General features: G+C 45.8%; 24 protein-coding genes and 1 other RNA gene. 7 read left to right on the forward strand and 18 right to left on the reverse strand.

Features of this window, described 5'->3' with window-relative positions; translation table 11 throughout:
- Positions 1-16 precede the first annotated feature (16 nt).
- The 9 genes from murD to rsmI form a co-directional block, all read right to left on the reverse strand.
- Entirely contained in the window at positions 17-1333 is a 1317-nt protein-coding gene (gene murD / locus AB6F11_RS11950) for a UDP-N-acetylmuramoyl-L-alanine--D-glutamate ligase (protein WP_029235639.1), read from the reverse strand.
- Between the two features lie 57 nt (positions 1334-1390).
- On the reverse strand, positions 1391-2473 hold the full coding sequence (gene mraY, locus AB6F11_RS11955; RefSeq protein WP_102393650.1) for a phospho-N-acetylmuramoyl-pentapeptide-transferase: 1083 nt from the start codon (positions 2471-2473) through the stop codon (positions 1391-1393).
- Positions 2470-3843 (reverse strand): UDP-N-acetylmuramoyl-tripeptide--D-alanyl-D-alanine ligase, encoded by a 1374-nt coding sequence (murF, locus tag AB6F11_RS11960; protein ID WP_102393651.1) that lies wholly within the window; start codon positions 3841-3843, stop codon positions 2470-2472. Before murF ends, mraY begins: the two co-directional genes overlap by 4 nt.
- Positions 3843-5327 carry a UDP-N-acetylmuramoyl-L-alanyl-D-glutamate--2,6-diaminopimelate ligase gene (gene murE, locus AB6F11_RS11965; RefSeq protein WP_102393652.1) on the reverse strand — a complete coding sequence of 495 codons (1485 nt, stop codon included), beginning with the start codon at positions 5325-5327 and terminating at the stop codon, positions 3843-3845. Before murE ends, murF begins: the two co-directional genes overlap by 1 nt.
- An 18-nt stretch (positions 5328-5345) precedes the next feature.
- Positions 5346-7103 carry a peptidoglycan glycosyltransferase FtsI gene (locus AB6F11_RS11970; RefSeq protein WP_008223684.1) on the reverse strand — a complete coding sequence of 586 codons (1758 nt, stop codon included), beginning with the start codon at positions 7101-7103 and terminating at the stop codon, positions 5346-5348.
- The gene (gene ftsL / locus AB6F11_RS11975; RefSeq protein ID WP_102393653.1) at positions 7100-7417 is read right to left on the reverse strand and encodes a cell division protein FtsL; all 318 of its coding nucleotides are present in this window, start codon (positions 7415-7417) and stop codon (positions 7100-7102) included. Before ftsL ends, AB6F11_RS11970 begins: the two co-directional genes overlap by 4 nt.
- 3 nt (positions 7418-7420) lie before the next feature.
- Complete coding sequence (gene rsmH, locus AB6F11_RS11980) at positions 7421-8371, reverse strand: 16S rRNA (cytosine(1402)-N(4))-methyltransferase RsmH (RefSeq protein WP_017084764.1); 951 nt, start codon at positions 8369-8371, stop codon at positions 7421-7423.
- Positions 8372-8599: 228 nt separating this feature from the next.
- Positions 8600-9039, reverse strand: an RNA gene (gene rnpB, locus AB6F11_RS11985) — RNase P RNA component class A.
- 176 nt (positions 9040-9215) lie between these two features.
- On the reverse strand, positions 9216-10082 hold the full coding sequence (rsmI, locus tag AB6F11_RS11990) for a 16S rRNA (cytidine(1402)-2'-O)-methyltransferase (protein ID WP_017066241.1): 867 nt from the start codon (positions 10080-10082) through the stop codon (positions 9216-9218).
- Between the two features lie 61 nt (positions 10083-10143).
- Between rsmI and AB6F11_RS11995 the strand changes: the two genes are divergently transcribed.
- From AB6F11_RS11995 to AB6F11_RS12010, 4 genes are read left to right on the forward strand one after another with little or no spacing between them, the layout of a single operon-like run.
- Entirely contained in the window at positions 10144-11961 is a 1818-nt protein-coding gene (locus AB6F11_RS11995; RefSeq protein ID WP_102393654.1) for a penicillin-binding protein activator, read from the forward strand.
- Positions 11948-12346, forward strand: coding sequence for a YraN family protein (locus AB6F11_RS12000; RefSeq protein ID WP_017059277.1), 399 nt, complete (start codon positions 11948-11950; stop codon positions 12344-12346). Before AB6F11_RS11995 ends, AB6F11_RS12000 begins: the two co-directional genes overlap by 14 nt.
- 2 nt (positions 12347-12348) lie before the next feature.
- Positions 12349-12939 carry a phosphoheptose isomerase gene (locus AB6F11_RS12005; RefSeq protein WP_004729817.1) on the forward strand — a complete coding sequence of 197 codons (591 nt, stop codon included), beginning with the start codon at positions 12349-12351 and terminating at the stop codon, positions 12937-12939.
- A 16-nt stretch (positions 12940-12955) separates the two neighbouring features.
- Positions 12956-13561, forward strand: a complete 606-nt coding sequence (locus tag AB6F11_RS12010) for a BON domain-containing protein (RefSeq protein WP_017059276.1) — start codon at positions 12956-12958, stop codon at positions 13559-13561.
- Positions 13562-13652: 91 nt separating this feature from the next.
- On the opposite strand, the gene sspB is transcribed toward AB6F11_RS12010, so the two are convergent.
- The 8 genes from sspB to zapE form a co-directional block, all read right to left on the reverse strand.
- The gene (sspB, locus tag AB6F11_RS12015; RefSeq protein WP_017072808.1) at positions 13653-14147 is read right to left on the reverse strand and encodes a ClpXP protease specificity-enhancing factor; all 495 of its coding nucleotides are present in this window, start codon (positions 14145-14147) and stop codon (positions 13653-13655) included.
- Positions 14148-14153: 6 nt separating this feature from the next.
- Positions 14154-14789 (reverse strand): stringent starvation protein SspA, encoded by a 636-nt coding sequence (gene sspA, locus AB6F11_RS12020; RefSeq protein ID WP_009848943.1) that lies wholly within the window; start codon positions 14787-14789, stop codon positions 14154-14156.
- A 97-nt stretch (positions 14790-14886) separates the two neighbouring features.
- Entirely contained in the window at positions 14887-15624 is a 738-nt protein-coding gene (locus tag AB6F11_RS12025) for a cytochrome c1 (RefSeq protein WP_017061436.1), read from the reverse strand.
- Positions 15621-16886, reverse strand: a complete 1266-nt coding sequence (locus AB6F11_RS12030; RefSeq protein WP_017061435.1) for a cytochrome bc complex cytochrome b subunit — start codon at positions 16884-16886, stop codon at positions 15621-15623. Before AB6F11_RS12030 ends, AB6F11_RS12025 begins: the two co-directional genes overlap by 4 nt.
- Entirely contained in the window at positions 16886-17476 is a 591-nt protein-coding gene (petA, locus tag AB6F11_RS12035; RefSeq protein WP_017061434.1) for a ubiquinol-cytochrome c reductase iron-sulfur subunit, read from the reverse strand. Before petA ends, AB6F11_RS12030 begins: the two co-directional genes overlap by 1 nt.
- A 330-nt stretch (positions 17477-17806) precedes the next feature.
- The gene (rpsI, locus tag AB6F11_RS12040; RefSeq protein ID WP_004740758.1) at positions 17807-18199 is read right to left on the reverse strand and encodes a 30S ribosomal protein S9; all 393 of its coding nucleotides are present in this window, start codon (positions 18197-18199) and stop codon (positions 17807-17809) included.
- Positions 18200-18212: 13 nt separating this feature from the next.
- Complete coding sequence (gene rplM, locus AB6F11_RS12045; protein ID WP_010434689.1) at positions 18213-18641, reverse strand: 50S ribosomal protein L13; 429 nt, start codon at positions 18639-18641, stop codon at positions 18213-18215.
- Positions 18642-18888: 247 nt separating this feature from the next.
- Positions 18889-19992 carry a cell division protein ZapE gene (zapE, locus tag AB6F11_RS12050; RefSeq protein WP_017061433.1) on the reverse strand — a complete coding sequence of 368 codons (1104 nt, stop codon included), beginning with the start codon at positions 19990-19992 and terminating at the stop codon, positions 18889-18891.
- Between the two features lie 219 nt (positions 19993-20211).
- Between zapE and zapG the strand changes: the two genes are divergently transcribed.
- The 3 genes from zapG to degS all read left to right on the forward strand — a co-directional run bounded on the left by zapG (position 20212) and on the right by degS (position 23372).
- Complete coding sequence (zapG, locus tag AB6F11_RS12055) at positions 20212-20667, forward strand: Z-ring associated protein ZapG (RefSeq protein WP_017061432.1); 456 nt, start codon at positions 20212-20214, stop codon at positions 20665-20667.
- A gap of 126 nt (positions 20668-20793) precedes the next feature.
- Positions 20794-22149: a Do family serine endopeptidase gene (locus AB6F11_RS12060; protein WP_017061431.1), complete on the forward strand. Its 1356-nt coding sequence runs from the start codon at positions 20794-20796 to the stop codon at positions 22147-22149.
- Between the two features lie 158 nt (positions 22150-22307).
- On the forward strand, positions 22308-23372 hold the full coding sequence (gene degS / locus AB6F11_RS12065) for an outer membrane-stress sensor serine endopeptidase DegS (RefSeq protein WP_017061430.1): 1065 nt from the start codon (positions 22308-22310) through the stop codon (positions 23370-23372).
- 102 nt (positions 23373-23474) lie between these two features.
- On the opposite strand, the gene parC is transcribed toward degS, so the two are convergent.
- Positions 23475-25733, reverse strand: a complete 2259-nt coding sequence (gene parC, locus AB6F11_RS12070; RefSeq protein ID WP_017067236.1) for a DNA topoisomerase IV subunit A — start codon at positions 25731-25733, stop codon at positions 23475-23477.
- Positions 25734-25735 lie beyond the last annotated feature (2 nt).

Here is a 25735-nt window from a genome sequence, read left to right on the forward strand (position 1 = left end):
TTAGTCCTTCAACACGTTAAGCATACTCATGAGCAAGCTCAGTGAACGCATCACCTCTTGCCATGAAATTATTAAATTGATCGAAGCTTGCGCACGCCGGAGACAGCATCACCATATCTCCAGCCACCAGCTGTGGCGAGATAGATTCGATTATCTGCTGCATGGTATCGAACTTTTGTGCCGATGGGTGCAGAGGCATGAATTGATCTGCATCTTCACCGAAACAACACAGCTGAACACGCTCAAGTTGCGCCAATACTGGTTCAAGCTCACTAAAGTCAGCACCTTTACCAACGCCGCCAACCAAAAGATATAACGTACCTTGATACTCCAACCCAGACAGGGCTGCCAATGTGCTGGCTACATTCGTTGCTTTGGAGTCATTAACCCATTTGATTTCGCGCTTGTCAGCCACGACTTGGCAACGATGCGTCAAACCGTTATAGGCCTTCAAAGCATCAAGACTTTTGCTGTAGTCGATACCAACTTGCTTCAATAGTGCAAGTGAGACTAACGCATTCGCCACATTGTGACGTCCAACCAATGTTAAATCTTGGGTAGCAAGGACAGGTTTACCGTGATCGACCAACCACTCAGTACTATCAATCGTTGATACACCAAACTCTTGGTTATCTAGGCCAAAAGTCAACAATGGCATTGTCTGGTCAGGGTAAGTCTCTTTGTCTTCACGATTAACAATCGCACACTGCGCGTTATTAAAGATTCTTAACTTGGCCTCACGGTAATCAGCCATGCCTTGATAGCGATCCATATGATCTTCAGACAGATTTAAGAATGCCGCAGCGGCAAGTTTTAAATTCGATGTAGTTTCTAGCTGAAAACTTGAAAGTTCAAGGACATATAAATCCGCATCAAGTTCTAGAAGGTCTAGGGCAGGAATGCCAATATTGCCGCCAACGCCAACATTAAGCCCAGCAGCCTTAGCAAGCACACCAGTCAAATCCGTCACGGTACTCTTACCGTTTGAACCAGTAATCGCCACAACAGGCTTATCTACAGCCCAACCAAACAGCTCGATGTCGCCAACGACAGGCGTACCCGCTTGAAGCACATCTTGAATTTCAGGTGTCGCTAAAGCAATACCTGGGTTAGCAACCACCAGATCAGCCTCAGCTAGCCATTGGCTATTCCAGCTTCCAGAATGCAGCTCTACCGACTCAGGCAAAGATTCCTTTCCTGGTGGTAGCTCTCGCGTATCAATTACCTTTACGCAAGTATGGGGCTGATATTTTACGAGATGTTTAACGACAGAGAGCCCGGTAATACCGAGCCCCACAACCACTACATTTTGAATATTTTGCCAACGTTCCATTTAAACAAGATGCTCTTAATAGTTTTAAAGAGCCCCTATTCAGAGGCTCATACAGGATTAACGAACTTTCAGTGTCGCTAGGCCAACCAGTACTAATACCATTGAGATTATCCAAAAACGCACGATAACACGCGGCTCTGGCCAACCTTTAAGTTCATAGTGGTGGTGAATCGGTGCCATGCGGAAAATACGCTGACCACGCAATTTGTAAGAGCCCACCTGCAGAATCACTGACAGAGTCTCCATTACAAACACACCACCCATGATCACTAGTACCAACTCTTGACGAACGAGTACCGCAATCACACCCAGTGCACCGCCCAGTGCTAGTGAGCCAACATCGCCCATGAATACTTGTGCTGGGTAGGTGTTGAACCATAGGAAACCTAGGCCTGCACCGACGATAGCAGTACATACAACCACAAGCTCAGAAGTGTATGGGATGTATGGAATGTGTAGATATGCTGCGAAGTTAACGTTACCTGTCGCCCAAGCAATCACAGCAAAACCAGCAGCAACCATCACCGTTGGCATAATCGCCAAACCATCTAGGCCGTCTGTTAGGTTCACCGCGTTACTGGTACCCACAATAACAAAATAAGTCAGTACGATGTACAATAAACCCAATTGTGGCATCACATCTTTAAAGAAAGGAACAACCAGTTGAGTTGCCGCAGTATCGTGCCCGTGAGCATACAGAGCAAATGCCACAACCAATGCAATAGCCGATTGCCAGAAGTACTTCCAGCGAGCAATCAAGCCATCTGTGTTCTTACGAACCACTTTACGGTAGTCATCAACAAAGCCAACCGCGCCGTAACCGCCAAGGACAACTAATACCGCCCAAACGTAAGGGTTAGAAAGATCAGCCCACATTAATACCGTAATAATAATGGCAGCTAGGATCATCACGCCGCCCATGGTTGGTGTACCACGTTTGCTAAAGTGAGATTCAGGGCCGTCATTACGAACAACTTGGCCAATTTGTAGCATTTGCAGACGCTCAATTAAACGAGGTCCCATCCACAGCGACAGACATAAAGCCGTCAAAATACTCGCGATTGCACGAAACGATAGGTATTCGAACAAACGGAAAAAAGAAAGGTATGGCTGTAGTAGCTCTGCAAGCCAAATTATCATGAAAAGTTCTCCTTTAAAGCAGCGGCTATTTTACTCATTCCTGCACTATTCGCGCCTTTTACCAACAAGGTATGTGACGCGTTTTCTGGCAAGCGTAAGTGCTGCTCTATGTGCGCGATCATCGCTTGATGCGTTGCAAAGTGGGTACCGTTACAGACCTCACTAATCACCTTGGTATCATCACCGTAAGTGAGTACATGCTCAAAAGCGAATGGGGCAGCATATTCACCGACTTGACGGTGAAGTGCAAGACTTTCGTCGCCTAATTCAGCCATATTGCCTAAAATCAACCAACGTTGACCTTTGAAGCTCGACAGCAATTTTGCTGCTGCCTTCATTGCAGGTACGCTGGCGTTATAACTGTCATCTATCAGCTTGATATTCTGACTTAATTGTTGAACCTCAACTCGACCTTTCACCGAGATAAGGTTTGCTAAACCGCTTTTTATTTCCTCAAGCGTGGCACCAAATTGAGTGCTTAACGCTGCAGCCGCCAACGCATTTGCCACGTTGTGCTGACCAATAATGCCAAGTTCAACTGCCATTGCACCTTGTGGTGTCTGCATATCAAAGCAAGCTTCACCTTGCTCATTAATGCGAATATTCTTAGCAAAGTAATCCGCCGCATTATCGCTTTCTGAAAATGTCAGCACGCTTTTATCTGCAAGCACTTCATTCCAGAAATCACCACCGTTGCTCTCTAGGTTAACAATAGCAGTATCACCAGCAGCAAGCCCCTGAAAGATTTCACCTTTCGCTTGTTTAACACCATCAATTGAGCCAAAGCCCTCTAGATGCGCGGCAGCAACGTTATTCACTAAGGCCACCTGTGGTTTCACAAGCTGCGTGGTATAGGCAATTTCACCAATGTGGTTCGCGCCCAGTTCTATCACGGCATAGTCGTCATTGGGTTCACTGCGCAGCAAGGTTAGTGGTACTCCAATATCATTATTGAAGTTACCCGCTGTAAACAGCACTTTGCCACGTTGTTGTAGAATACTCGCGACCATCTCTTTGACGGTCGTTTTGCCACAGCTTCCTGTTATCGCCATGGTTGGCACGTTACATTGTTTGTGGATCCAAGCACTTAGCTGACCTAAAGCAAGTTTAGTGTCTTCAACAACAACTTGAGTAATATTTAGGTCAAGTTTTCGTTGAACTAATAACGCACTCGCATTGGCCTCAACAGCCTGACCACAAAAATCATGCGCATCAAAACGTTCACCTACGAGAGCAACAAACAGTGCACCTTCTTCAACGGTGCGAGTATCGGTAGAAACCGCATTGATCAAACTATTGCTCGATTTGCCAGCCTCTATCAGCTGACCGTTCACCGCTGAGCAGATCTGCTCGAGTGATACATCAATCATTATGAAATACCTAAAAGTTGTAGTGCTGACTCTCGATCCGAATAGTGGATCGTTTTGTCTTTCAATACTTGGTAATCCTCATGGCCTTTACCTGCCAGAAGAATAATGTCGTTATTACCCGCCTGCTCTAGAGCAAACTTAACCGCCTGAAAGCGATCGTGTTCAACAAAGGCGACTTCAGGCTCACTTAAACCTGCCAGCATGTCTTTAACAATCAAAGCAGGATCTTCGCTGCGAGGATTGTCATCTGAAATAATAATTTTGTCGGCGAACTGCTCAGCCGTTACCGCCATCATTGGGCGCTTGCCGGTATCTCGATCACCACCACAGCCAAAGATTGCCCATAGTTTTCCAGAACAGTGTACACGCAGTGCCGCCAATGCTTTTTCTAGAGCATCTGGTGTGTGCGCGTAATCGACAACGACTTTTGCTTTGTTTGGTACTTGGAACAGTTCCATGCGACCAATCACAGGTTGAAGCTGAGGCGCGGTGTCGACCAAGATTTGCTTGTCGATGCCCAGTGAAAGCAGAGTCGCGAAAGCAACCAACACATTTGATGCGTTGAACTGACCAATTAAAGGAACCGAAAGCTGACCTTGCCCCCAGCTACCTTCAAAAGACATCTGAATACCGGTTTCTGCATAAGCGACATCAGATGCCCACACTGACTGTTGATAACCAGACAGCGGAAGCAATGAAACGGCTATCGCATTGGACAAATCTGACATCCAAGCTTTACCGACTTCATCATCCACATTGATCACTGCATGCTTGCATTTATGTTGAGTAAACAGGCTTTTCTTAGCCAGTGCGTACTCTTGCATCGTGCCGTGATAATCCAAGTGGTCACGACTCAGGTTTGTGAATACACCAACCTCAAAATCCAACGCTTTTACGCGGCCTTGAACCAAACCATGAGAAGAGATTTCCATCGCGGTATAAACGGCTTTTTCTTCAGCCAACTCACTCAGCGTGCGCTGTATTTCAATCGCACTGCCTGTGGTGTTAGCTGCTGTTTTTAGATTATCTAAGAAGCCATTACCTGTTGTGCCCATTACCGCAGAGCGTTGACCAACGAGATCAAGCCATTGAGCAATCAATTGAGTGATGGTGGTTTTGCCATTGGTACCTGTAACGCCAATCAGTTTGGTCGCTTGAGAAGAATAAACTCGGCCTGCCAGTTCAGAGAGAATTGAATTTAGCTCTGCTACATAAACAACAGGAACGGCATTTAACCAGTTAACCAAGCCATGAGTTTTGTCATCACCAGCCTGTGCGATGACGGCTTTCGCACCTTGAGCGATCGCTTTGTCGATAAAGCGACGACCATCAACGGCATGTCCAACAATGGCAACAAAGATATCACCGTCCTTGATCGCACGGCTATCCAACTCCAACTGCTTAACAGCAATCGCATCCAGCTCAGGTGAACTAAAGTCACCCCAAGGAGAAAGTAAAGATGACAGCGTGAGGCTATTACTCATATTGAATCCTGATTGGCTCTATTCTTGAAACTTGTTTTCATCAGCAGGGACATTCAGAATTTGCAGTGCGCCCTTCATGATTTCAGAAAAAACAGGGGCTGCGACCGAGCCACCATAGTAGAGGTCACCTTGAGGTTCATTGATCATCACAACCAAAGAGACTCTTGGGTCACTCACTGGAGCAACACCTGCGGTATAGGCGAAGTACTCGTCTCCATAACCACCGGAAATCGCTTTTCTAGATGTACCTGTTTTTGCTGCTACTCGGTAACCCGGCACGGCAGCTCTTGTCGCTGTACCGCCCTTTTGGGTTACGCCTTCTAGCATGTTCAAAACCAACTCAGCATTTTCGCGCTTGATGATCTGTTTTGAGAAATCTTGGTCGTTGCTTTTAACGATATGGATAGGTTCGTAAACACCGTGATTCGCTAACGTCGCATAGGCATGAGCCAATTGCAGCGGAGTAATCGCTAGACCATAACCAAAGGATAAGGTAGCGATTTCAAACTTAGACCAGCGTCGACGGTTCGGGAAAATACCCGCGGTCTCACCGACTAGATTCAGCCCAGACATCTCGCCAAGACCAACAGAACTGTACATGCCCAGTAGCGCTTCAAGTGGCATATCCAGTGCTAACTTCGCCACACCGATGTTACTCGACTTCTTAAGGATTAACGCCAAGTCTGCCTTACCAACTTTGGAAGTATCACGTACACGGCTACCACCGATTTGCATGATGCCGTTACCCGTATCAATTACAGTATCAGCATCCGCGGTACCATTTTCGAGAGCGGCAAGAACAACAAACGGCTTAACCGTCGAACCTGGCTCAAAAGCATCGGTGATCACGCGGTTACGCATCTTAAAGCTTTGTAAATCAGCACGATTGTTTGGGTTGTAAGACGGTGCGTTAACCATGGCCAAAACCGCACCCGTTTTTACGTCTAATAAGATGGCAGATCCAGACGTCGCCTTGTGATCGGCTACCGCCTGTTTAATCGCTCGATAAGCGATGGCTTGTAAGCGCTGATCGATGGTCAATTCGAGTGGTTTACCTTCTTCACGCTCTTCTAGTGCAATGTTTTCAACTACTCGCCCGTAACGGTCTTTACGGATTGTACGTTTACCTGCTTCACCCGTGAGCCACTTATCGTAGCTGCGCTCGACACCTTCTAGGCCGTGTCCATCAATTCCGGTCACACCAATAAGATGCGCGCTGACTTCACCGGCTGGGTAATAACGACGTGATTCTGCTTTAAGACCAATACCCACCAGCTTTAAGTCGCGGATGTATTTCGCCATTGCTGGGCTAACTTGTCTTTGTAGGTAGATAAAACGACGAGATTTGTCGCTGGAGATCTTGTTGATCATCGATTGTCGATCTAAGCCAAGTACATCAGCTAGCGCATACCAACGATCAATTTGGGCCATGCCATTTTTATCGAAGATGGTTTTCGGGTCAGCCCATACCGCCTCAACAGGCACACTCACAGCAAGTGGTTCGCCATTGCGGTCTGAAATAATACCGCGGGCAGAAGGAATAGCCTTAACACGTACAGAACGAAGGTCGCCCTGACGAATTAAGTTATCTGGTTCAATGACTTGGATGTAAGCCACACGACCTACTAGTACAGAAAAGGCAACCAACACAAAAGCAATAACGACGTTGAAACGCCATTTAATCAGAATTGGATCCGAGTCCTTTTCGCTCTTCACTCGCTCTTTCGTTGGTTTCTTAACGGCTTTCGCGGGGGCTTTTTCCTTTTTTCCGGTCATTTCAGTATGATCACAACTTCTTTGTCGGAGTCTGGACGTTTCATGTCTAGCTCTCGTTTTGCCGATGCTTGAACGCGGCTATGTTCAGCCAGAGCCGTCTCTTCAAGCATTAAATTTCGCCATTCATTATCAAGCTGTTCACGCTCACTCAATGCCATGTCTTTTTGCGTGATTGCCTGACGTGACATGTGTGTCGTGAGAACGACCCCCATCGCACTCGCGAAGATACAGATAAGAAGCATCAATGGGACCTTGCCCACGGAGATCAAATCAAAAAATATTATCTTGGCTAAGTTCGGTTTGGAGGTCTTCATTGACTATAGCTTTTCTGCGATTCGTAGTACTGAACTGCGCGAACGAGTATTCTCATCCACTTCATCTTTAGAAGGCTTGATCGCTTTACCAATTGGTTTTAGATCGGCACTACCTAAAGCTTTAATTTGATCTTCTGTTAGCGGTAAACCATGAGGAACCTGTGGCCCTTGGCTCTCTTTACGGATAAAGCGCTTCACCATGCGGTCTTCAAGAGAGTGGAAGCTGATAACAGAGATACGACCTTGAGGAGCAAGAATGCTTGCTGCACCTTTCAGTGCGGTATCGATCTCTTCAAGTTCGCTGTTGATGTAGATACGGAAGGCTTGGAAAGCACGTGTTGCTGGGTGCTTTTTCTCTTTGAAGCTTTTTGGAGCGACATCCGAGATAAGCTTAGCCAACTGACCGGTACGCGTTAGTGGTTCGTTCTCTTCATTCTCTTGATAAGCAATGATGCCTTTCGCGATACGACGAGCGTGTTTGTCTTCACCGAACTCACGAATAACCCATGTGATGTCATCAAGATCGGCTTCAACTAACCACTGAGAGACAGGAATACCGGTTGTTGGGTCCATACGCATATCAAGCGGACCGTCTTTCATGAAGCTAAAGCCACGCTCAGCGTCATCTAGCTGTGGTGAAGAAACACCTAGATCCAGTAACACACCATCCACTTGACCGACTAAGTCATAACGCTCTGCATATTCAGCCATACCTGAGAACGGGCCGTGAATAATCGTAAAACGAGGGTCATCAATCTTTTGCGCTTCTGCAATCGCTTGTGGATCGCGGTCAATACTAAAGAGTCGTCCATTCTCGCCCAGTTTAGACAGGATTGTACGGCTGTGACCACCACGGCCAAAAGTACCATCGATGTAGGTACCGTCAGGTTTGATCGCAAGTCCGTCAATAGATTCGTTAAGCAATACTGAAATATGTTTGAATGCTTCTGTCATAGTCTTCTCAGTGAGTGGATTGAGCCATTAGTTCGGCAATAATTTGTTCTATTAACGTTTTAGTGTACTGATTTCACGCCGTATCTCCACCATATTGTGTATAGGCTTTGGGAATTTTTGACCCAAGCTCATATCAGGGTGAAGGATTCTAAGGAAATCTAAATAATTTACGTCAATATAAAGCAAAAAACCCATCACTACCGTTAAGTAATGATGGGTTCTTTATATAGGTGGAGTTGACACATACGCCGGGTTCTGTTCCGCTTGCGCGGCGGTAACCATTCGTCTAGGCCTGCAATCGCTCACAGGCTCAAGCAATCTACCCGCCCCCATACGCGAGCAACGCAATGTGAGGGCCTATTTGATCTTGCTCCGGGTGGAGTTTACCTTGCTACGAACTGTTGCCAGTCGCACGGTGCGCTCTTACCGCACCCTTTCAGCCTTACCTGTGCCCCTTCCGAAGAAATGAGGCCATCGGCGGTCTTCTCTCTGCTGCACTTGTCGTGGGCTCGCGCCCCCCAGACGTTATCTGGCACCCTGCTCTATGGAGCCCGGACGTTCCTCCCCTCTGCCAGTCTCCCGAAGGACTTCAACGTCAGTTTCCCGAAGGACCTCAACGTCAGTCTCCCGAAGGACATCAGCAAAGCAGCGATTACCCGTTCAACTCCGAGGGCGGATTGTATAGAGATTAGGGTGCAGTGTCTAGCGAGATCACAAATATGGTGCAAACCTCTAAGCAACTGCGTGAATTTTACACAATTCAGACAAAAAAAGAGGAATAACGGCAATACCATCACTCCTCACAAGCTTTTCAATACAGGTTAGCTACTCTATAAAGAGGTTTCTAGTGGTCTAGATGCTCTAGGCCCCATTTGTATAACGCGTTCTTTTTCAGATTGTAGATTTCTGCCGTCATCGCCGCCGCTTTTTTAAGAGGCAGCTCTTTGGTTAGAATGCCTAGTGTGCGAGTCGCTTCGTCTGGCAGTTCTGTGCTCGCTTCTTCACGGTGGCCGTGAATCAGTAACACCATCTCACCGCGTTTACGGTTCGCGTCTTCTTCAATCCACTCAATAAGTTCACCAAGTGGCAGCCCTTGGATGGTTTCGAAGGTTTTGGTTAGCTCACGCGCCAATACAACCTCACGGTCAGGGCCAAGAATCTCAAGCATATCTTGTAGAGAATCTGAAATACGGTGTGGTGATTCATAGAAGATGCACGTGCGCTCTGCCTTTGCGATCTCTAAGAACTTGTCTTTGCGACCCTTACTCTTTGGTGGTAAGAAGCCTTCAAAGCTGAAACGATCTGACGGTAAACCTGACGCACTGAGTGCGGTAATCACAGCACAAGCACCAGGAAGTGGCACAACTCTCACACCCGCTTGACGACATTGTGAGACAAGATGGTAACCTGGATCACTGATTAAAGGAGTACCCGCATCAGAGACTAATGCGATAGACTGACCTTCTAATAACCTTTCGACTAGAACTTGCGCTTTAGTTTGTTCATTATGATCATGTAAAGCGAACGTTCTGGTGGATATATTGAAGTGAGCAAGCAGCTTACCCGTGTGGCGTGTGTCTTCGGCTGCAATAACATCGACACTTGATAAAATTTCAATTGCTCTTTGAGTGATATCTCCCAAATTTCCGATTGGGGTTGGCACAATGTAGAGAGTTGGGCTCTCTGTGAGCAAGGTTTTGTTATCTGTCATTTGTTTACCATCACTTCAACGATTAATATAGATACAAATTTATACGGAATTTAAAGAACTCATGGCAACGATGAACCATAAGAGACTCAGTGTACCACGCTTACTAACTCCAATTGCATTAGCAATTACATTGGCGGCTTGTTCTTCAGGTCCTCAAGCACCAACGAGCGTTGATATTACACTAGATCCAGCGCAATCAACTGAAAGTTACATGATGCAAGCGGATAGTAGCAAAGGAAGTCTACAAAACGACTGGTTAATCATGGCGCTTAAGGCTTCTGTGCAAGCTGGAAAAACCGATCAAGCAACTCTGCTGATTAAACGCTTAGCAAAACAAGAGCTGAGCGAAACGCAACAAGCGGAATGGCAATTAGCGCGCGCTCAACTGCTGGTGAATAACTCGCAGCCTGAACAAGCTTATAGCCAACTGAACTTCCAGCCTTGGTGGAAACTGCCTAACGAACAGTGGAAAGATTATCACGAGCTACGCGCGAACATTTCAGAGATGAAGAGTGAGTATTTCGAGGCAAGCCGTGAGTTAGTGCTCTATTCAGAGTACTTAGACGCTGACGAAGAGCTTCAACAGCAAACTGCCGACCGTATTTGGCAGAATCTGAATAGCTACTCTCAATACGAGATTCTAGAACTGAAAACATCGCCGACAGAAGATGTGCTTTCTGGTTGGTTACAACTGGCTATCTACATGAAGACGCTGAACTCGAATCTTCCAAACCTACAGGAAACCTTATCTGATTGGTTAGCCGAGAATCCTCAGCACCCAGCTGCTACTTACACACCTCAAGCGATCACCGATATATTAGCGTTAGAAATCAGCAAGCCAACCAGCACAGCACTGTTGCTGCCGCTAACGGGTAAGTACGGTAAGCAAGCACAACTCGTACGTGATGGCTTCATCTTTGCGATGATGAACGACAAAGAACGCGAAGAAGATGCAACGCTGACAGTAATGGATACCAACGTACAAAGTGCAGCTGAGATTAAAGCGACACTGGAAGAGAACAACGTTGATTTCATTGTGGGTCCGCTAATTAAGAGCAACATCACTAAGCTTCAGCAAGCGCAGAAAAACCACGAGAATTCGATTCCAGCTTTAGCTCTGAACATTCCAACGCAACTAGAACCTGATACCAATATTTGCTATCTCGCTCTATCGCCTGAACAAGAGGTCGCTCAAGCAGCGAAGCACCTTTTTGCTCAAGGCTACAAGTACCCGCTTATCCTTGCGCCAAGAGGACGTTTAGGTGAGCGTGTTGAGCAAGCGTTTAAAGAAGAGTGGAAAAAATACAGCAGCAACGATGTGGCTATCAGCTTGTTCTCTGACAAACGCCAACTGCAACGTAATGTGAATCAGGTATTTGGCTTGCAAGAGAGCCAACAACGTATCGCTCAAATGGATGGGTTACTGAACCTAGACCTAGAAACAGAGCCACGCAGCCGTCGTGATATCGATTCTGTCTACATTGTGGCTAAGAACTCAGAGCTAACGCTAATCAAACCCTTCATTGAAGTTGCAATTAACCCTGATGCTAGCCAGCCCGCTCTTTTCTCAAACTCACGCAGCAACAGCGGTGATAAGCAGTATGAAGACCTAACCGGCGTGTTCTACAGCGACATACCACTATTGGTTGAGAACAAAAACGAGCTTAATAAAGAGCTAAACGACCTATGGCCTGCACACTCAAACGGCCAAAAGCGTCTGCAAGCACTGGGAATGGATGCATACTACCTAATGGATGCACTGCCACAGATGAAAGCCGTACAGGGTTACAGCATTCCAGGTGAAACGGGTGTGCTAACCATCGATAACAACTGTGTGGTTCAACGTGAAATCAGCTGGGCAGAGCATGGGGCTTTTTAGCCGAAAGTTCCTATCCAAACCAACCATCACCCACAAACAAGTGGGTGATAAATACGAGGCCGTGGCAAAATCTTATCTGATTAACCACGGTTTATCGTTAATAGAAGAAAACTTCATAGCAAAATGTGGCGAGATTGATCTTATAATGCGCCATAACAATACGGTTGTGTTTGCTGAGGTAAAATACCGCAAGCAAACCCGCTACGGACATGCCGCTGAAATGGTGACTGCCAAGAAGTCACAGAAACTGCTCAAAACAGCCAATGTTTGGCTTATGCAGCAAGGCTTGTCGGTGCACTCTACAGATTTCAGGTTTGATATTGTTGCCATTGAAGGGCCGAATGACACTATCGACTGGATTCAAAACGCGATTACCCAAGGATAAACATGCTAGACAGCATTAAAGAAAGTTTCACAGAAAGTATTCAAATCCAAATTGCGGCTGCAGAAGCTCTGCCTGACGCAATCACGCATGCCGCTCAAGCAATGGTTGCGACCTTGCTTAACGGAAACAAAATTCTTTGTTGTGGTAATGGTGGTTCGGCGTCGAATGCTCAGCAATTTGTATCGTGCCTACTCAACCGGTTTGAAACAGAGCGCCCTAGCCTTCCAGCAATGGCACTCACAGCAGACAACACCACGCTAACGGCTGTGGCTAACGACTACCACTATGAAGAGATCTTCTCTAAGCAGGTGCGTGCATTCGGTCAAACTGGCGATATTCTGTTGGCTATCTCGACTAGCGGTAATAGCAAAAACATCATCAAGGCAATGGAAGCGGCGGTAACTCGCGACATGACCATCATCGCCTTTACCGGTAAAGATGGTGGTGAGATGGCAGGTTTGCTTGGTGAACACGATGTAGAGATTCGTATCCCGTCACACCGTACAGCGCGCATTCATGAAGTACACATGGTGACACTGCACTGCCTATGTGACCTAATCGATCAAGTACTCTTCCCTGCTCACGAAGAGTGATATACGGAGCATCACAATGAAATCATTAACCTCTATGAGGCTGTTTAAGCTGATTAGTGTTTCGCTACTTACACTGTCTCTGTCTGGTTGTGCTGGCATTTTCATTGCTGGTGCTGCAACCACTGCAAACCTAGTCACGGATACGCGAACAACCAAAGAGATTTGGAACGACAACAACATCGAATTTGAAGTCGCAGCGATTACCAATAAACAACCATTCCGTGGCAACGTACGTGTCACCGCAAGCTCGTACCGAGGTTCGGTGGTATTGATGGGACAAGCAACCACAGATTCAGAACGTCGCGCTTTTGAAAACCAAGCCAAAGAAGTGGCTGGCGTTGAGAGCATCCACAATCAGGTTCGAGTGAAAGAACCTTTGTCTGTAAGTGCTATTAGTAAAGACAGCTGGATTACCACTAAAGTGAAATCAGCTCTGCTTGCGAATGCTGAGCTTAACGGCATCAAAGTAAAAGTGATTACTGAGGATTCAGAAGTATTCCTGCTTGGACTCGTGACTCGAGAGCATGCCGATATCGCAACAGAAGTTGCTCGTAACATCTCTGGCGTAAAACAGGTCATTCGAGCGTTTGAATATGGTGAAGAAGAGACGGCTGTTAACTAGCCTTAAGCCAGTCAATTGAATGCTATATAGCAGAAAAGAAAAAGCAGCGACGAGTCGCTGCTTTTTTATTTGGTTCGTTATTTAACTAACGTTATTTGATAACACGAAGGCTTGGGCGACCTTTCGCTGGACGAGGTGGCTCAGGATCTGAGTCTGGCTCTTCAGCATCTACGTCTGCCGTTGCTACGCTCAAAGATGGGCCTTTTTCTGGTTCTTCAAAAGGACTTTCTTCAATCCCTTCTTCAAACGCTTCCATGTAAGCCTCTTCAGGTTCAAACATGGTACCAGCACCATTTTCACGAGCATAAATCGCTTGTACTGCGTAAAGCGGAACGATCACAGAGTGTGGACGACCACTAAAGCGAGCACTAAACGTCACAGCTTCGTTACCCAGTTCAAGTTGTCCAACCGCACGAGGCGCGATGTTCAGAATGATCTGACCATCTTGAACAAACTCTTCTGGAACTCGCACACCCGGTAATGTTGCTTCAACAACAAGGTGCGGAGTTAGTTCGTTATCAACCAGCCATTCATAAAATGCACGAAGCATGTATGGTCGGCGTGGAGTCATATTAGAAATATCCATAAACGCTTAGCGAACGAGTCGCATCTCACGCTCAGCTTCAGTTAGAGAAGCTAGGAATGAATCACGTTCGAATACGCGGTTCATGTAAATCTTAAGCTCTTTAGAACCAGGACCAATTAGTTCGATACCAAGCTCAGGTAAACGCCATAATAGCGGAGCTAGGTAACAATCAATTAGGCTAAACTCTTCGCTCATGAAGTATTCATACTCAGCGAAGATAGGAGCAAGAGTCAGTAGGTCGTTGCGCAGTTTAACGCGAGCTGCTTCAGATTCTTCAGCGTTGCCTTTAACGATCTTCTCTGCAACTGAATACCAGTTACGCTCAATGCGGTACATCATTAGACGGCTATTACCACGAGCAACCGGGTATACAGGCATCAACGGTGGGTGAGGGAAACGCTCATCTAGGTATTCCATGATGATCTTCGAGTCATATAGAGCAAGCTCACGATCAACAAGAGTAGGTACTGATTTGTACGGGTTCAGTTCAACAAGCTCTGCTGGTAGATTTTTTTCATCAACCAACTCAACTTCAACACTTACGCCTTTTTCAGCAAGAACGATGCGCACCTGATGGCTATACATATCAGAAGCACTTGAGAAAAGAGTCATTACAGAACGTTTATTGGCAGCTACAGCCATGGAGCCCTCCAGTACACTTTAAATAAAAACAATGGAGGCCTAAAGCCTCCATTGAACATTAACATAATTTGGGAATTAGCACGGTATTATAGCACAATTAGTGCACATCACGCCAATACTCTTTCTTCAGCAAAATCACGATGATAGTGAAGATTACTAAGAAGGCCATTACCCACCAACCCATAGCGTGACGCTCAAGTTGAACTGGGTCGCCCGAGTAAACCAAAAAGTTAACAAGGTCACGAACTGCTTCGTCGTATTCACCAGCACTTAATTCGCCAGAGCCGTCAGTCTCAGTGCCAACAACAACCGTCACTTCCTCGCCATCTACCATATGAGTATCGTAGATTGGTGTTGGGATACCTTGCAGTTCTTCAAGAACGTGCGGCATACCAACGCTTGGGAAAACAATGTTGTTCACGCCAAATGGACGAGACGGATCTTCATAGAAAGTACGAAGGTAAGTGTACAGCCAGTCTGCGCCACGAACACGAGCAACCAATGTTAGGTCTGGTGGCGGAGCACCAAACCAACTTGCCGCTTGATCAGAAGGCATAGCATTAACCATCAAGTCACCGATTTTCGCTTCAGGGTCGAAAATCAGATTTTCCTTCATAAGATCAACGGGGATCTCTAAATCATTCGCAACACGTTCATAGCGCTGGTACTGCGTTGAGTGACAAGCGAAACAGTAGTTCATGAACATCTTAGCGCCATTTTGCAATGAAGCTTTGTCTGTTAAATCATTGTTCGCTTTGTCTAATGGTACGTTTGCACCCGCTGCCATCACCAGTGACGGCAACATAGCAAATAAAATTACAATCCACTTTTTCATTTGAATGTCACCCTTTCTGGTAATGGTTTCGTCGCTTCATTTTTACTGTAGAACCACAGTAGAACGAAGAACATGAAGTAACCTAAGCTAAAGATTTGAGCCAGTAGCGTGTATGTTGGCGTTGCTGGAAGCGCACCAAGTACACCAAGAGCAATAAAGCTTATTGTGAATTGGATGATGTTAATCAAATGCAGTTTGCTACGGTAACGGTAAGAACGCACTTTACAACGGTCGAACCATGGTAGTAGGAATAGCACAACAATAGATGCGCCCATTGCTACAACACCTAGCAACTTATCAGGAACAGCACGCAGAATTGCGTAAAACGGCGTGAAGTACCATACCGGAGCGATGTGCTCTGGTGTTTTCAGTGGGTTAGCAGCTTCAAAGTTTGGCGGCTCAAGGAAGAATCCACCCATCTCTGGGTTAAAGAACAGCACATAACAGAAGAAGAATAGGAAACCGGCCACACCAACCATATCTTTCACGGTCCCGTATGGGTGGAAAGGAATAGAGTCAATGATGTCGTATTTCTTAGTGTAATCCTTGTGGAATGGGAACTGCGTTTTGTAGTCGTCGCCCATTGTGCCTTTAGGAAGTTTCGTCTCAATACCGTCTGGGTTGTTCGAACCCACTTCGTGCAGTGCTAGTACGTGAAGTACGATAAGCAGCAGAAGTACAATTGGTAGAGCGATAACGTGCAGTGCGAAGAAACGGTTCAGCGTTGCACCAGAGATGATGTAGTCACCACGGATCCAAAGCGTTAGGTCATCACCGATAACAGGGATCGCACCAAACAGAGAAATGATTACCTGAGCACCCCAGTAAGACATTTGACCCCATGGTAGTAGGTAACCCATGAAAGCCTCAGCCATAAGCACTAAGAAGATCAACATACCGAAGATCCAAAGTAGCTCACGAGGCTTTTGGTAAGAACCATAGATTAGGCCACGGAACATGTGCAGGTAGATAACAACGAAGAATGCCGAAGCACCTGTTGAGTGCATGTAACGTAGTAGCCAACCGTATTCCACATCACGCATGATGTATTCAACAGAAGCAAATGCACCCTCACCTGACGGTACGTAGTTCATTGTTAGCCAAATACCCGTAAGGATTTGGTTAACCAATACCAACATTGCCAAAGAACCGAAAAGGTACCAAAAGTTAAAGTTCTTAGGCATTGGGTATTCAGATAAATGCTTTTTATACGCATTCATCGCGGGTAGACGTTTCTCTACCCAATCAAGCAATCCTTGCATTACGCGTCTCCCTCGTCCACACCGATCATGATCTTAGTGTCACTCAAATACATATGCTTTGGTACAACAAGATTCAATGGAGCTGGTACGCCTTGGAATACTCGACCTGCCATATCAAACTTTGAACCATGACAAGGACAGAAGAAACCAGACTTAACACCCTGAACTTGTTCTGCAAAAGAATCCGGCAGGTAAGTTGGAGAACAACCTAAGTGCGTACAGAAACCAACAGCAACGAAGAATTCCGGCTTAATTGAACGGAACTCGTTCTGTGCGTATTCTGGTTGTTGTTCAGCTTCAGATTGAGGGTCACGAAGTTGACCACCGATCGATTTTAGGTTTTCTAGTACCGACTCAGCACGGCGTACAACCCATACAGGTTTACCTTGCCACTCGACACGAACCATTTGTCCCGGTTCTAACTTACTGACTTCCACTTCCACCGGCGCGCCCGCAGCTTTCGCCTTGGCACTCGGATTCCATGATTTAATAAAAGGCACGGCTACAGCAGCTGCTCCTAAACCACCAACAACGGCTGTTGTTGCGGTTAAGAAACGCCTGCGACCGTTATTTAAAGGCGCGTTGCTCATCCAAACATTCTCCCATTTGCTCCTTGTGGATTGAAATAATTCCGATTAAAGAGCATGGCTAACAAAATATGTATTTAGTTCTATTTATTGACGGCAAATGATAAATAAAACCCTACTTTTTGACAAGATAAAGCTACCTTTTTGTAACAATCATGAGGCAAAGCGCACATTGGGTTACAAAAGCTTTCAAAATATAAGAATTTGGAAATAAAACGAGGAAGGGAAAGCGTTTAGAGGGGGTATAAAAACAAAAAGCCCGGCATATAGCCGAGCTTTGAACCACAATTCCAGTCGTAAAACTGGGGGCGTGTACTTTTTCGTAAAGAAAAATTAACGCTTAGAGAATTGAGGTTTACGACGTGCTTTACGTAGACCAACTTTCTTACGTTCAACGCAACGAGCGTCACGAGTAACGTAGCCAGCTGCACGTAGAGCAGGACGTAGAGTTTCATCGTACTCCATAAGAGCGCGAGTGATACCGTGGCGGATTGCGCCAGCTTGACCAGAAATACCACCACCAGAAACAGTGATGTAAAGGTCAAGTTTCTCAGTTAGTTCAACTAGCTCAAGAGGTTGCTTAACAACCATACGAGAAGTTGGACGACCGAAGTAAACATCAAGGCTACGCTTGTTGATTACGATCTCACCAGAGCCTGGTTTGATGAAAACACGAGCTGCTGAGCTTTTGCGACGACCAGTGCCGTAGTATTGATTCTCTGCCATTTTCATAATCCCCTTAGATGTCTAGTACTTGTGGCTGTTGAGCAACATGGTTGTGCTCAGTACCAGCGTACACTTTAAGCTTACGGTACATCGCGCGGCCTAGAGGACCACGTGGAAGCATACCTTTAACTGCTAGTTCTAGAACCATTTCTGGTTTCTTAGCAATTAGCTTTTCAAAAGTGATAGTTTTAAGACCACCTGGGAACTCTGAGTGACGGTAGTAAACCTTACCCTTAGCTTTGTTACCAGTTACAGCAACTTTCTCAGCGTTAACAACGATGATGTAATCACCAGTGTCTACGTGAGGAGTGTATTCTGCTTTGTGCTTGCCGCGTAGGCGAGAAGCGATTTCACTTGCTAGACGGCCAAGAGTTTTGCCTTCAGCGTCTACAACATACCAGTCGCGTTTTACAGTTTCTGGTTTAGCAACGAAAGTTTTCATGCTAATAATTACCTATTTAAAAAATTTACACTTAAGGAATACTCGCGTATTCCCACTGTCTAAGAGTTACCATTCATCACCCCTTCGAGTGTTGGAAAACTCTTGGCATAACGTGATTTTACTCATCGCTAGAGGCCCGCAGTAACGGTAGGTCGCAGGATTATAGAGAAGAGCGAAGAAAAAATCACCTCTTTTTGAACAAAATCACGATTTTTTTAATTCTATTTCTTATTCGAGATAATCAAAGCTAACTTAAGTGTTCTTTTGCCAAATATTCATGGCTCTGCATTTCAATTAAACGCGACTGACAACGTTTAAATTCAAACTCTAGCTGACCATGGGTGTATAGCTTTTCTAGCTCCACTTCCGCTGAAATAATCAGCTTCACATTGCGCTCGTAGAACTCATCAACTAATGCAATGAAGCGCCTCGCAGCGTCATCTGAAGTCGCGCCCATTTGCAATACATCCGCCAATAGAACTGTGTGATAAACCCGAGACAACTCAATATAGTCGTTCTGGCTACGAGCCGACTGACAAAGCTGAGCAAAGGTACCATGCAGTACGCCATCACTCGCTTCGACTACATCTAATTGACGGTGGTTAACCTCTATCTGCTTAAGCTTCTCTTTATCTTCACCAACGAGCTGAGCGTAATACTTTTCGAGATTAATATTCGCTTGGCTATCTAGCGGGTAATGGTAAATCTCAGCCTGTTCTAAGGTACGTAGACGATAGTCAATACCACTATCGACATTAAGGATATGACAGTTGTCTTGAATGAGCTTGATGGCAGGTAAGAAACGCGCTCGCTGTAACCCGTTGCGATACAGATCCGCAGGTGGAATATTAGAGGTCGCAACCAAGATAGCGTTTCGAGCGAATAACTCTTGGAACAAGGTTCCTAGGATCATCGCATCGGTGATGTCTGAAACAAAGAATTCGTCGAAACAGATAATGTCCGCTTCTTCCTTCAACTTGTCTGCGACTAAAGGCAATGGATCACTCACATTACCTAGCGCCTTTAGCTCATCATGAACTCGATACATAAAGCGGTGAAAGTGAACACGCATTTTTTTAGTGGTCGGTAAGGCATCATAGAACGTATCCATTAGGTACGTTTTTCCTCGCCCTACGCCACCCCAAAAATAGAGACCTTTCGGTGGTTGTGGCAGTTCTGGCTTTTTGCCTAGTAATTTCTGGAAGCGAGTCAGTTGAGGAATGGGCGTATTCATGTAATCTTGAAATTGATGAAAGAGTTCATCTAAAGATTTTACGGCTTGCTCTTGTGCTGGATCTCTTTGAAATCCATGTTCTTTTATATCTTGTTCGTATTTTTTAATGGGATTCATGACGACATTTCCACAATGAAAGCAATATCAGACAACAACTAAAAATGAGCCCAAACAGTACGAGGAATAACGTGATGTGGTGAATAATGCAGCATCAAACTGCTAACTAGCGCACACGCATTTCTCTTTATACTGCGGCTTTCTCATAGTACCATGGAGCCGTATCACGTGTAACTAAGTAGTAACAAACATGTTAAAAAACAATAATAAGGAGCTGTTATGCCTTGGATGTATGCCGTTGCCGGTTTACTAGTCGGAGTTATTTTAGGGGTCGCTATTTCTCGTCTCATGACACCTGAATACAAAAAACAAAAGAACGTACAGAAAGAATTGGATAGCGCAAAGTTTGCCCTTGAGCAGCAGCGACAAGAGCTGGCTGATCACTTTGCGAAATCAGCAGAAATGTTGGACACATTAGGTAAAGACTACACAAAACTGTACCAACACATGGAAAAAACAAGCTCAGAGCTGATTCCTAACCTGCCAGAGCAAGATAACCCGTTTGTGAAAACAGCCGCTGCCCATTCGGACAAGCCACAAGAGAAGCCTTCAGTAAAAGAGGCGACACTTGAGGAACAACCGAAAGATTACGCTAATGGCGCAACCGGTTTATTTACAGAGCAGAAGAAAGAAATCATGAATGCTCCCGATGTTGTTACAGCAAAAGCATCGTAAACATTTAACACTTCTGTGAACTTTACAAAGGTTTTTGAGTCATAACTTTCACTCAGGTCATTTGAAACTTATCATACTTATTAAACGTATAAGAGGGTTAAGACCTTAACTAGAGAGGAGTTTATGATGAAAAAACCTTTGCTTGCTTTATCAGTGCTAACTTTAAGCTTAAGTTCAATCATCACCCCCATTAAAGCAACAGCCGCACTGCCATTAAGTGTGGGTAATGAACAATTACCGAGCCTTGCTCCTATGCTTGAACAAGTGACCCCCGCTGTGGTTAGTATTGCCGTAGAAGGCAAACAGGTACAACGTCAGCAAATCCCTGAACAATTTCAATTCTTTTTTGGTCCAGAACAAACACGAGAGCGTCCCTTCCGCGGATTAGGCTCTGGTGTCATCATTGACGCCGAGAAAGGTCATATCGTGACCAATTACCATGTCATTAATGGTGCGGACGATATCAAAGTAAAACTGCATGATGGTCGAGAGTACGATGCTGAGCTAATCGGCGGCGACCAGATGTCTGATATCGCACTGCTAAAATTAGAAGAAGCCAAAAACCTGACCCAGATAAAAGTCGCAGACTCAGACAAACTAAGAGTTGGTGATTTTAGTGTCGCGATCGGTAACCCATTCGGACTTGGGCAAACCGTGACATCCGGTATTGTTTCTGCACTCGGCCGTAGCGGCCTGAATCTAGAAAACTTTGAAAACTTCATTCAAACCGATGCAGCAATCAACAGCGGCAACTCTGGTGGTGCGCTAGTGAACCTTAACGGTGAGCTAATTGGTATCAACACCGCCATTCTTGGCCCTAACGGAGGTAATGTCGGTATCGGCTTTGCAATCCCTTCTAATATGATGACAAACCTGACAGAACAAATTCTCGACTTCGGTGAAGTAAAACGCGGCATGCTTGGCGTTCAAGGCGGAGAAGTGACCTCTGAATTGGCAGAAGCACTCGGTTATGAATCAAGCAAGGGCGCCTTTGTTAGCCAAATCGTCCCTGACAGCGCAGCCGATAAAGCAGGACTGAAAGCGGGCGATATTATTGTCTCTATTAATGGCAAACGCATTGATACCTTCAGCGAGTTAAGAGCTAAGGTCGCAACACTCGGCGCTGGTAAGCAGATTGAACTGGGTGTGGTTCGTGACGGTAAGAGCAAAACCTTTGATGTGACGCTTGGTGAATCCACCAATAATAAAACACAAGCTGAGAAGCTCCATGAAGGACTAGCTGGTGCTGAGTTAACCAACACAACAGAGAGTGACTCTGCAACGGGCGTCAAGGTATCGAATGTTGCTCAAGGTTCACCAGCCGAAGCCTATCAACTCCTGAAAGATGACATCATCATCGGAGTAAACCGCCAGCCCGTTAAGAACCTTGCTGAGTTTAGAGAGATTCTTGAAAAACAACCTGGTGTACTGGCGCTTAATATCCAGCGAGGCGACCGAACTATCTATCTTGTGATTCGATAGTCTTACGTCAGCGCAATTACAGGGAGGCTCAGTAAGTTTGCTTTAAACTTACTCAGTCTCCCTTTTCTTTAGATCAATCAAAATGCTATGCTTCACTTGTAATCAAATCAGTCATCCATTGATGGAGGCTTCACACCTTACTTGTTGAAGAGGGAAACATGCTGTCCTTTCTATTTCGTTCTATTTCCCTTGGACTCGTTTCAGCGGCGCTTATTCTTCTCGCCTTCCCGAGCTTAAGACCAGCGATTGTCGCTGACGTCACTAGCCCTAAAGTCGATAATATTGGCTCTCTTCAGATTTCATTTAACCAAGCAGTTCGCCGCGCGGCGCCTGCAGTGGTTAACATTTATAGCCGTAAATACGCTGAAAGCGATCGAAACAAACTGCTCACACAAGGTTTGGGCTCTGGGGTGATTGTTAGCGAGAAAGGCTACATCATTACCAACTTCCATGTGGTGGCTCAAGCAGACCAAATAGTTGTGGCACTTCAAGATGGCCGAGTAGCAGCTGCGCAACTTGTCGGTTCAGACAAACGCACCGATATCGCGATACTTAGAGTCAGCGGTGATAATCTACCGGTGATCCCACTCAATCCTAATTACAAAGCCAATGTCGGTGATGTTGTACTGGCTATCGGTAACCCATACAACCTAGGTCAAACAACAACCTTTGGTATCATCTCTGCAACCGGCCGTTCTTCGATCAGTGCCGATGGCCATCAAGCCTTTATCCAGACCGATGCGGCAATCAATGAAGGTAACTCAGGTGGCGCACTGGTGAACTCACAAGGTGAGCTAGTCGGTATCAATACCGCCTCTTTCCAGCAAGCTACCGACATGGAAACCTATGGGATCTCATTCGCTATCCCCTATCCGCTTGCTAATAAAATCATGGAAAAGATCATCGCCGATGGTCGTGTGATTCGTGGCTATATTGGTATCGATGGACAAGACATCAACTCAGTCACCTCACGCATGTTGGGTACTAAGAATATCGGCGGGATCGTTGTGTTGGGGATAGACCCTAATGGTCCGGCTGCCGATGCGGGTTTTGAAGCTCAAGACATTATTGTCAGTATCAACGATAACCAAGTAAATGGTCGCCAGAGTGTAATGGACATCGTTACCGACCTGCGACCTGGTACAGTTATCGATGTGGGTATATTGCGCCAAGGTGAAAGCAAAACCTTAAAGGTGACCATCGCCGAAGATACTCGCCTGTAGAGCAAACTCTGTAAGCAATGATTCAAGCTGCTAATACACAAGTACAAAAAACCCAGCTCATAGGCTGGGTTTTCTTTTATCTAAAGATTGTTTCAAGTATCTCTACGATTCACTTTGCTCTTCGATATCGATGCGAGTCACTCGCTGTAGTCCTCTAGGCAGTAGACCACCACGACGACCACGTTCACCACGGAAGTTTTCAAGATCCGCAGGTTTCAAACCAAGCTTACGTTTACCGGCGTAGATAGTCAGCGTCGCATTCTCTGGGATAGCCATAAGATGTGAGACAAACTCTTCACGCTCTTTTGCTTTCGCAGAAGGGATGTTGATGATCTTGTTGCCTTTACCTTTGCTCAGCTGAGGGAGATCTTTAATCGGGAACAACAACATACGACCTTGGTTAGTAATCGCCAGAATCTGATTACTGTCCAAGTCAGCAATAGGGCTTGGCATCATCACTTCAGAAGCTTGTGGCAAGTTAACCAAGGCTTTACCGCTCTTGTTCTTGGACAGCAGATCGCTACCCTTACAAACAAAACCATAACCTGCATCAGAACCGACTAACCATAATTGTTCATTCTCTCCCATCACCACTTGGCGAATAGAAGTACCTGGGCTGACGTTCAAGCGGCCTGTAATTGGCTCACCTTGGCTTCGCGCCGACGGTAATGAATGTGACTCAAGGGAGTAGCTTCGACCATCACTGCCGAGGAACACCGCTTGTTGGTTACTCTTACCCTTAGCACTCGCTAAGAATTTATCACCCGATTTGTAGTTCAAACCTTCAGCGTCAACTTCATGCCCCTTGGCATGACGAATCCAACCTTTCTCAGACAACACAACCGTGATTGGTTCGCTTGGTACTAAGTCGCGCTCTGTTAGCGCTTTCGCTTCAGCGCGCTCAATCAGAGGTGAACGACGATCATCGCCGTATTTATCCGCATCTGCTTGGATTTCTTTCTTGATCAGCGTATTCAAGCGACGCTCTGAACCGAGTAGCTTTTCAAGCTTCTCACGTTCAGCTTCAAGCTCTTCTTGTTCCGCTCGGATTTTAAACTCTTCTAACTTAGCTAAGTTACGAAGTTTAATATCAAGAATCGCATTGGCTTGAATTTCAGAAATGTTGAAACGGCTCATTAGGACAGGACATGGTTCGTCTTCTGTACGAATGATCTCAATCACTTCATCGATATTAAGATAAGCAGCAAGCAAACCTTCTAAGATGTGCAAGCGTGCCAGTACTTTATCTAAACGGTACTGCAAACGACGGCGAACCGTTGTGCGACGGAACTCGATCCACTCTTTCAGGATTTGAACTAAGCCTTTAACTTGAGGACGATTATCTAAACCAATCATGTTCAAGTTAACGCGGAAGTTTTTCTCTAGATCCGTCGACGCGAACAGGTGACTCATCAATTGGTCACAGTCGATACGATTCGAACGAGGAACGACAACGATACGCGTTGGGTTCTCGTGATCCGATTCATCTCGCAAGTCGTCAACCATTGGCAGCTTCTTAGCGCGCATCTGGTTAGCGATTTGCTCAAGTAACTTCGCACCTGACACTTGATGAGGTAAAGCCGTGATAACAATATCAGAGCCTTCCTTGTGCCAAACCGCGCGCATCTTGATGCTGCCACGTCCAGTACGGTAGATCTTTTCGATGTCCGATTTCGGGGAGATAATCTCAGCTTCAGTCGGGTAATCTGGACCTTGAATGAAACCCATCACGTCTGAAAGCTCAGACTTAGGCGTATCAATTAGGTGAATGGCTGCATTGGCGACTTCACGCACGTTGTGTGGTGGAATATCGGTCGCCATACCTACCGCGATACCTGTAATACCGTTAAGTAGGATGTGAGGTAGGCGAGCAGGCAACATTTGAGGCTCTTTCATCGTGCCATCAAAGTTTGGTTGCCAGTCAACAGTGCCTTGACCTAGTTCACCTAGAAGAACCTCAGCAAACTTAGATAATTTGGCTTCGGTATAACGCATCGCAGCGAACGATTTCGGATCATCAGGAGCACCCCAGTTACCTTGACCATCTACCAATGGGTAGCGGTAAGAGAAAGGCTGCGCCATCAATACCATCGCTTCGTAACAAGCAGAGTCACCATGTGGGTGATACTTACCTAATACGTCACCAACGGTACGTGCTGATTTTTTGTATTTCGATGCAGCCGATAAGCCTAGCTCAGACATCGCGTAGATAATACGACGCTGTACTGGCTTCAAGCCATCACCGATATACGGCAATGCACGATCCATGATCACGTACATTGAGTAATTTAAGTAGGCATCTTCGGTGAACTTGCGCATTGGCAGCTGTTCAACGCCATCATATGTAATTTCGTTAGACATCC

This window comes from Vibrio sp. 10N.247.311.14 (assembly GCF_041467715.1).
Taxonomy (GTDB): Bacteria; Pseudomonadota; Gammaproteobacteria; order Enterobacterales; family Vibrionaceae; genus Vibrio; species Vibrio crassostreae_C.

Coding starts and splice junctions, on each gene's coding strand:
- murD (WP_029235639.1), bottom strand. CDS start 1,333: ATGGAACGTTGGCAAAATATTCAAAATGTAGTGGTTGTGGGGCTCGGT.
- mraY (WP_102393650.1), bottom strand. CDS start 2,473: ATGATAATTTGGCTTGCAGAGCTACTACAGCCATACCTTTCTTTTTTC.
- murF (WP_102393651.1), bottom strand. CDS start 3,843: ATGATTGATGTATCACTCGAGCAGATCTGCTCAGCGGTGAACGGTCAG.
- murE (WP_102393652.1), bottom strand. CDS start 5,327: ATGAGTAATAGCCTCACGCTGTCATCTTTACTTTCTCCTTGGGGTGAC.
- AB6F11_RS11970 (WP_008223684.1), bottom strand. CDS start 7,103: ATGACCGGAAAAAAGGAAAAAGCCCCCGCGAAAGCCGTTAAGAAACCA.
- ftsL (WP_102393653.1), bottom strand. CDS start 7,417: ATGAAGACCTCCAAACCGAACTTAGCCAAGATAATATTTTTTGATTTG.
- rsmH (WP_017084764.1), bottom strand. CDS start 8,371: ATGACAGAAGCATTCAAACATATTTCAGTATTGCTTAACGAATCTATT.
- rsmI (WP_017066241.1), bottom strand. CDS start 10,082: ATGACAGATAACAAAACCTTGCTCACAGAGAGCCCAACTCTCTACATT.
- AB6F11_RS11995 (WP_102393654.1), top strand. CDS start 10,144: ATGGCAACGATGAACCATAAGAGACTCAGTGTACCACGCTTACTAACT.
- AB6F11_RS12000 (WP_017059277.1), top strand. CDS start 11,948: ATGGGGCTTTTTAGCCGAAAGTTCCTATCCAAACCAACCATCACCCAC.
- AB6F11_RS12005 (WP_004729817.1), top strand. CDS start 12,349: ATGCTAGACAGCATTAAAGAAAGTTTCACAGAAAGTATTCAAATCCAA.
- AB6F11_RS12010 (WP_017059276.1), top strand. CDS start 12,956: ATGAAATCATTAACCTCTATGAGGCTGTTTAAGCTGATTAGTGTTTCG.
- sspB (WP_017072808.1), bottom strand. CDS start 14,147: ATGGATATTTCTAATATGACTCCACGCCGACCATACATGCTTCGTGCA.
- sspA (WP_009848943.1), bottom strand. CDS start 14,789: ATGGCTGTAGCTGCCAATAAACGTTCTGTAATGACTCTTTTCTCAAGT.
- AB6F11_RS12025 (WP_017061436.1), bottom strand. CDS start 15,624: ATGAAAAAGTGGATTGTAATTTTATTTGCTATGTTGCCGTCACTGGTG.
- AB6F11_RS12030 (WP_017061435.1), bottom strand. CDS start 16,886: ATGCAAGGATTGCTTGATTGGGTAGAGAAACGTCTACCCGCGATGAAT.
- petA (WP_017061434.1), bottom strand. CDS start 17,476: ATGAGCAACGCGCCTTTAAATAACGGTCGCAGGCGTTTCTTAACCGCA.
- rpsI (WP_004740758.1), bottom strand. CDS start 18,199: ATGGCAGAGAATCAATACTACGGCACTGGTCGTCGCAAAAGCTCAGCA.
- rplM (WP_010434689.1), bottom strand. CDS start 18,641: ATGAAAACTTTCGTTGCTAAACCAGAAACTGTAAAACGCGACTGGTAT.
- zapE (WP_017061433.1), bottom strand. CDS start 19,992: ATGAATCCCATTAAAAAATACGAACAAGATATAAAAGAACATGGATTT.
- zapG (WP_017061432.1), top strand. CDS start 20,212: ATGCCTTGGATGTATGCCGTTGCCGGTTTACTAGTCGGAGTTATTTTA.
- AB6F11_RS12060 (WP_017061431.1), top strand. CDS start 20,794: ATGAAAAAACCTTTGCTTGCTTTATCAGTGCTAACTTTAAGCTTAAGT.
- degS (WP_017061430.1), top strand. CDS start 22,308: ATGCTGTCCTTTCTATTTCGTTCTATTTCCCTTGGACTCGTTTCAGCG.
- parC (WP_017067236.1), bottom strand. CDS start 25,733: ATGTCTAACGAAATTACATATGATGGCGTTGAACAGCTGCCAATGCGC.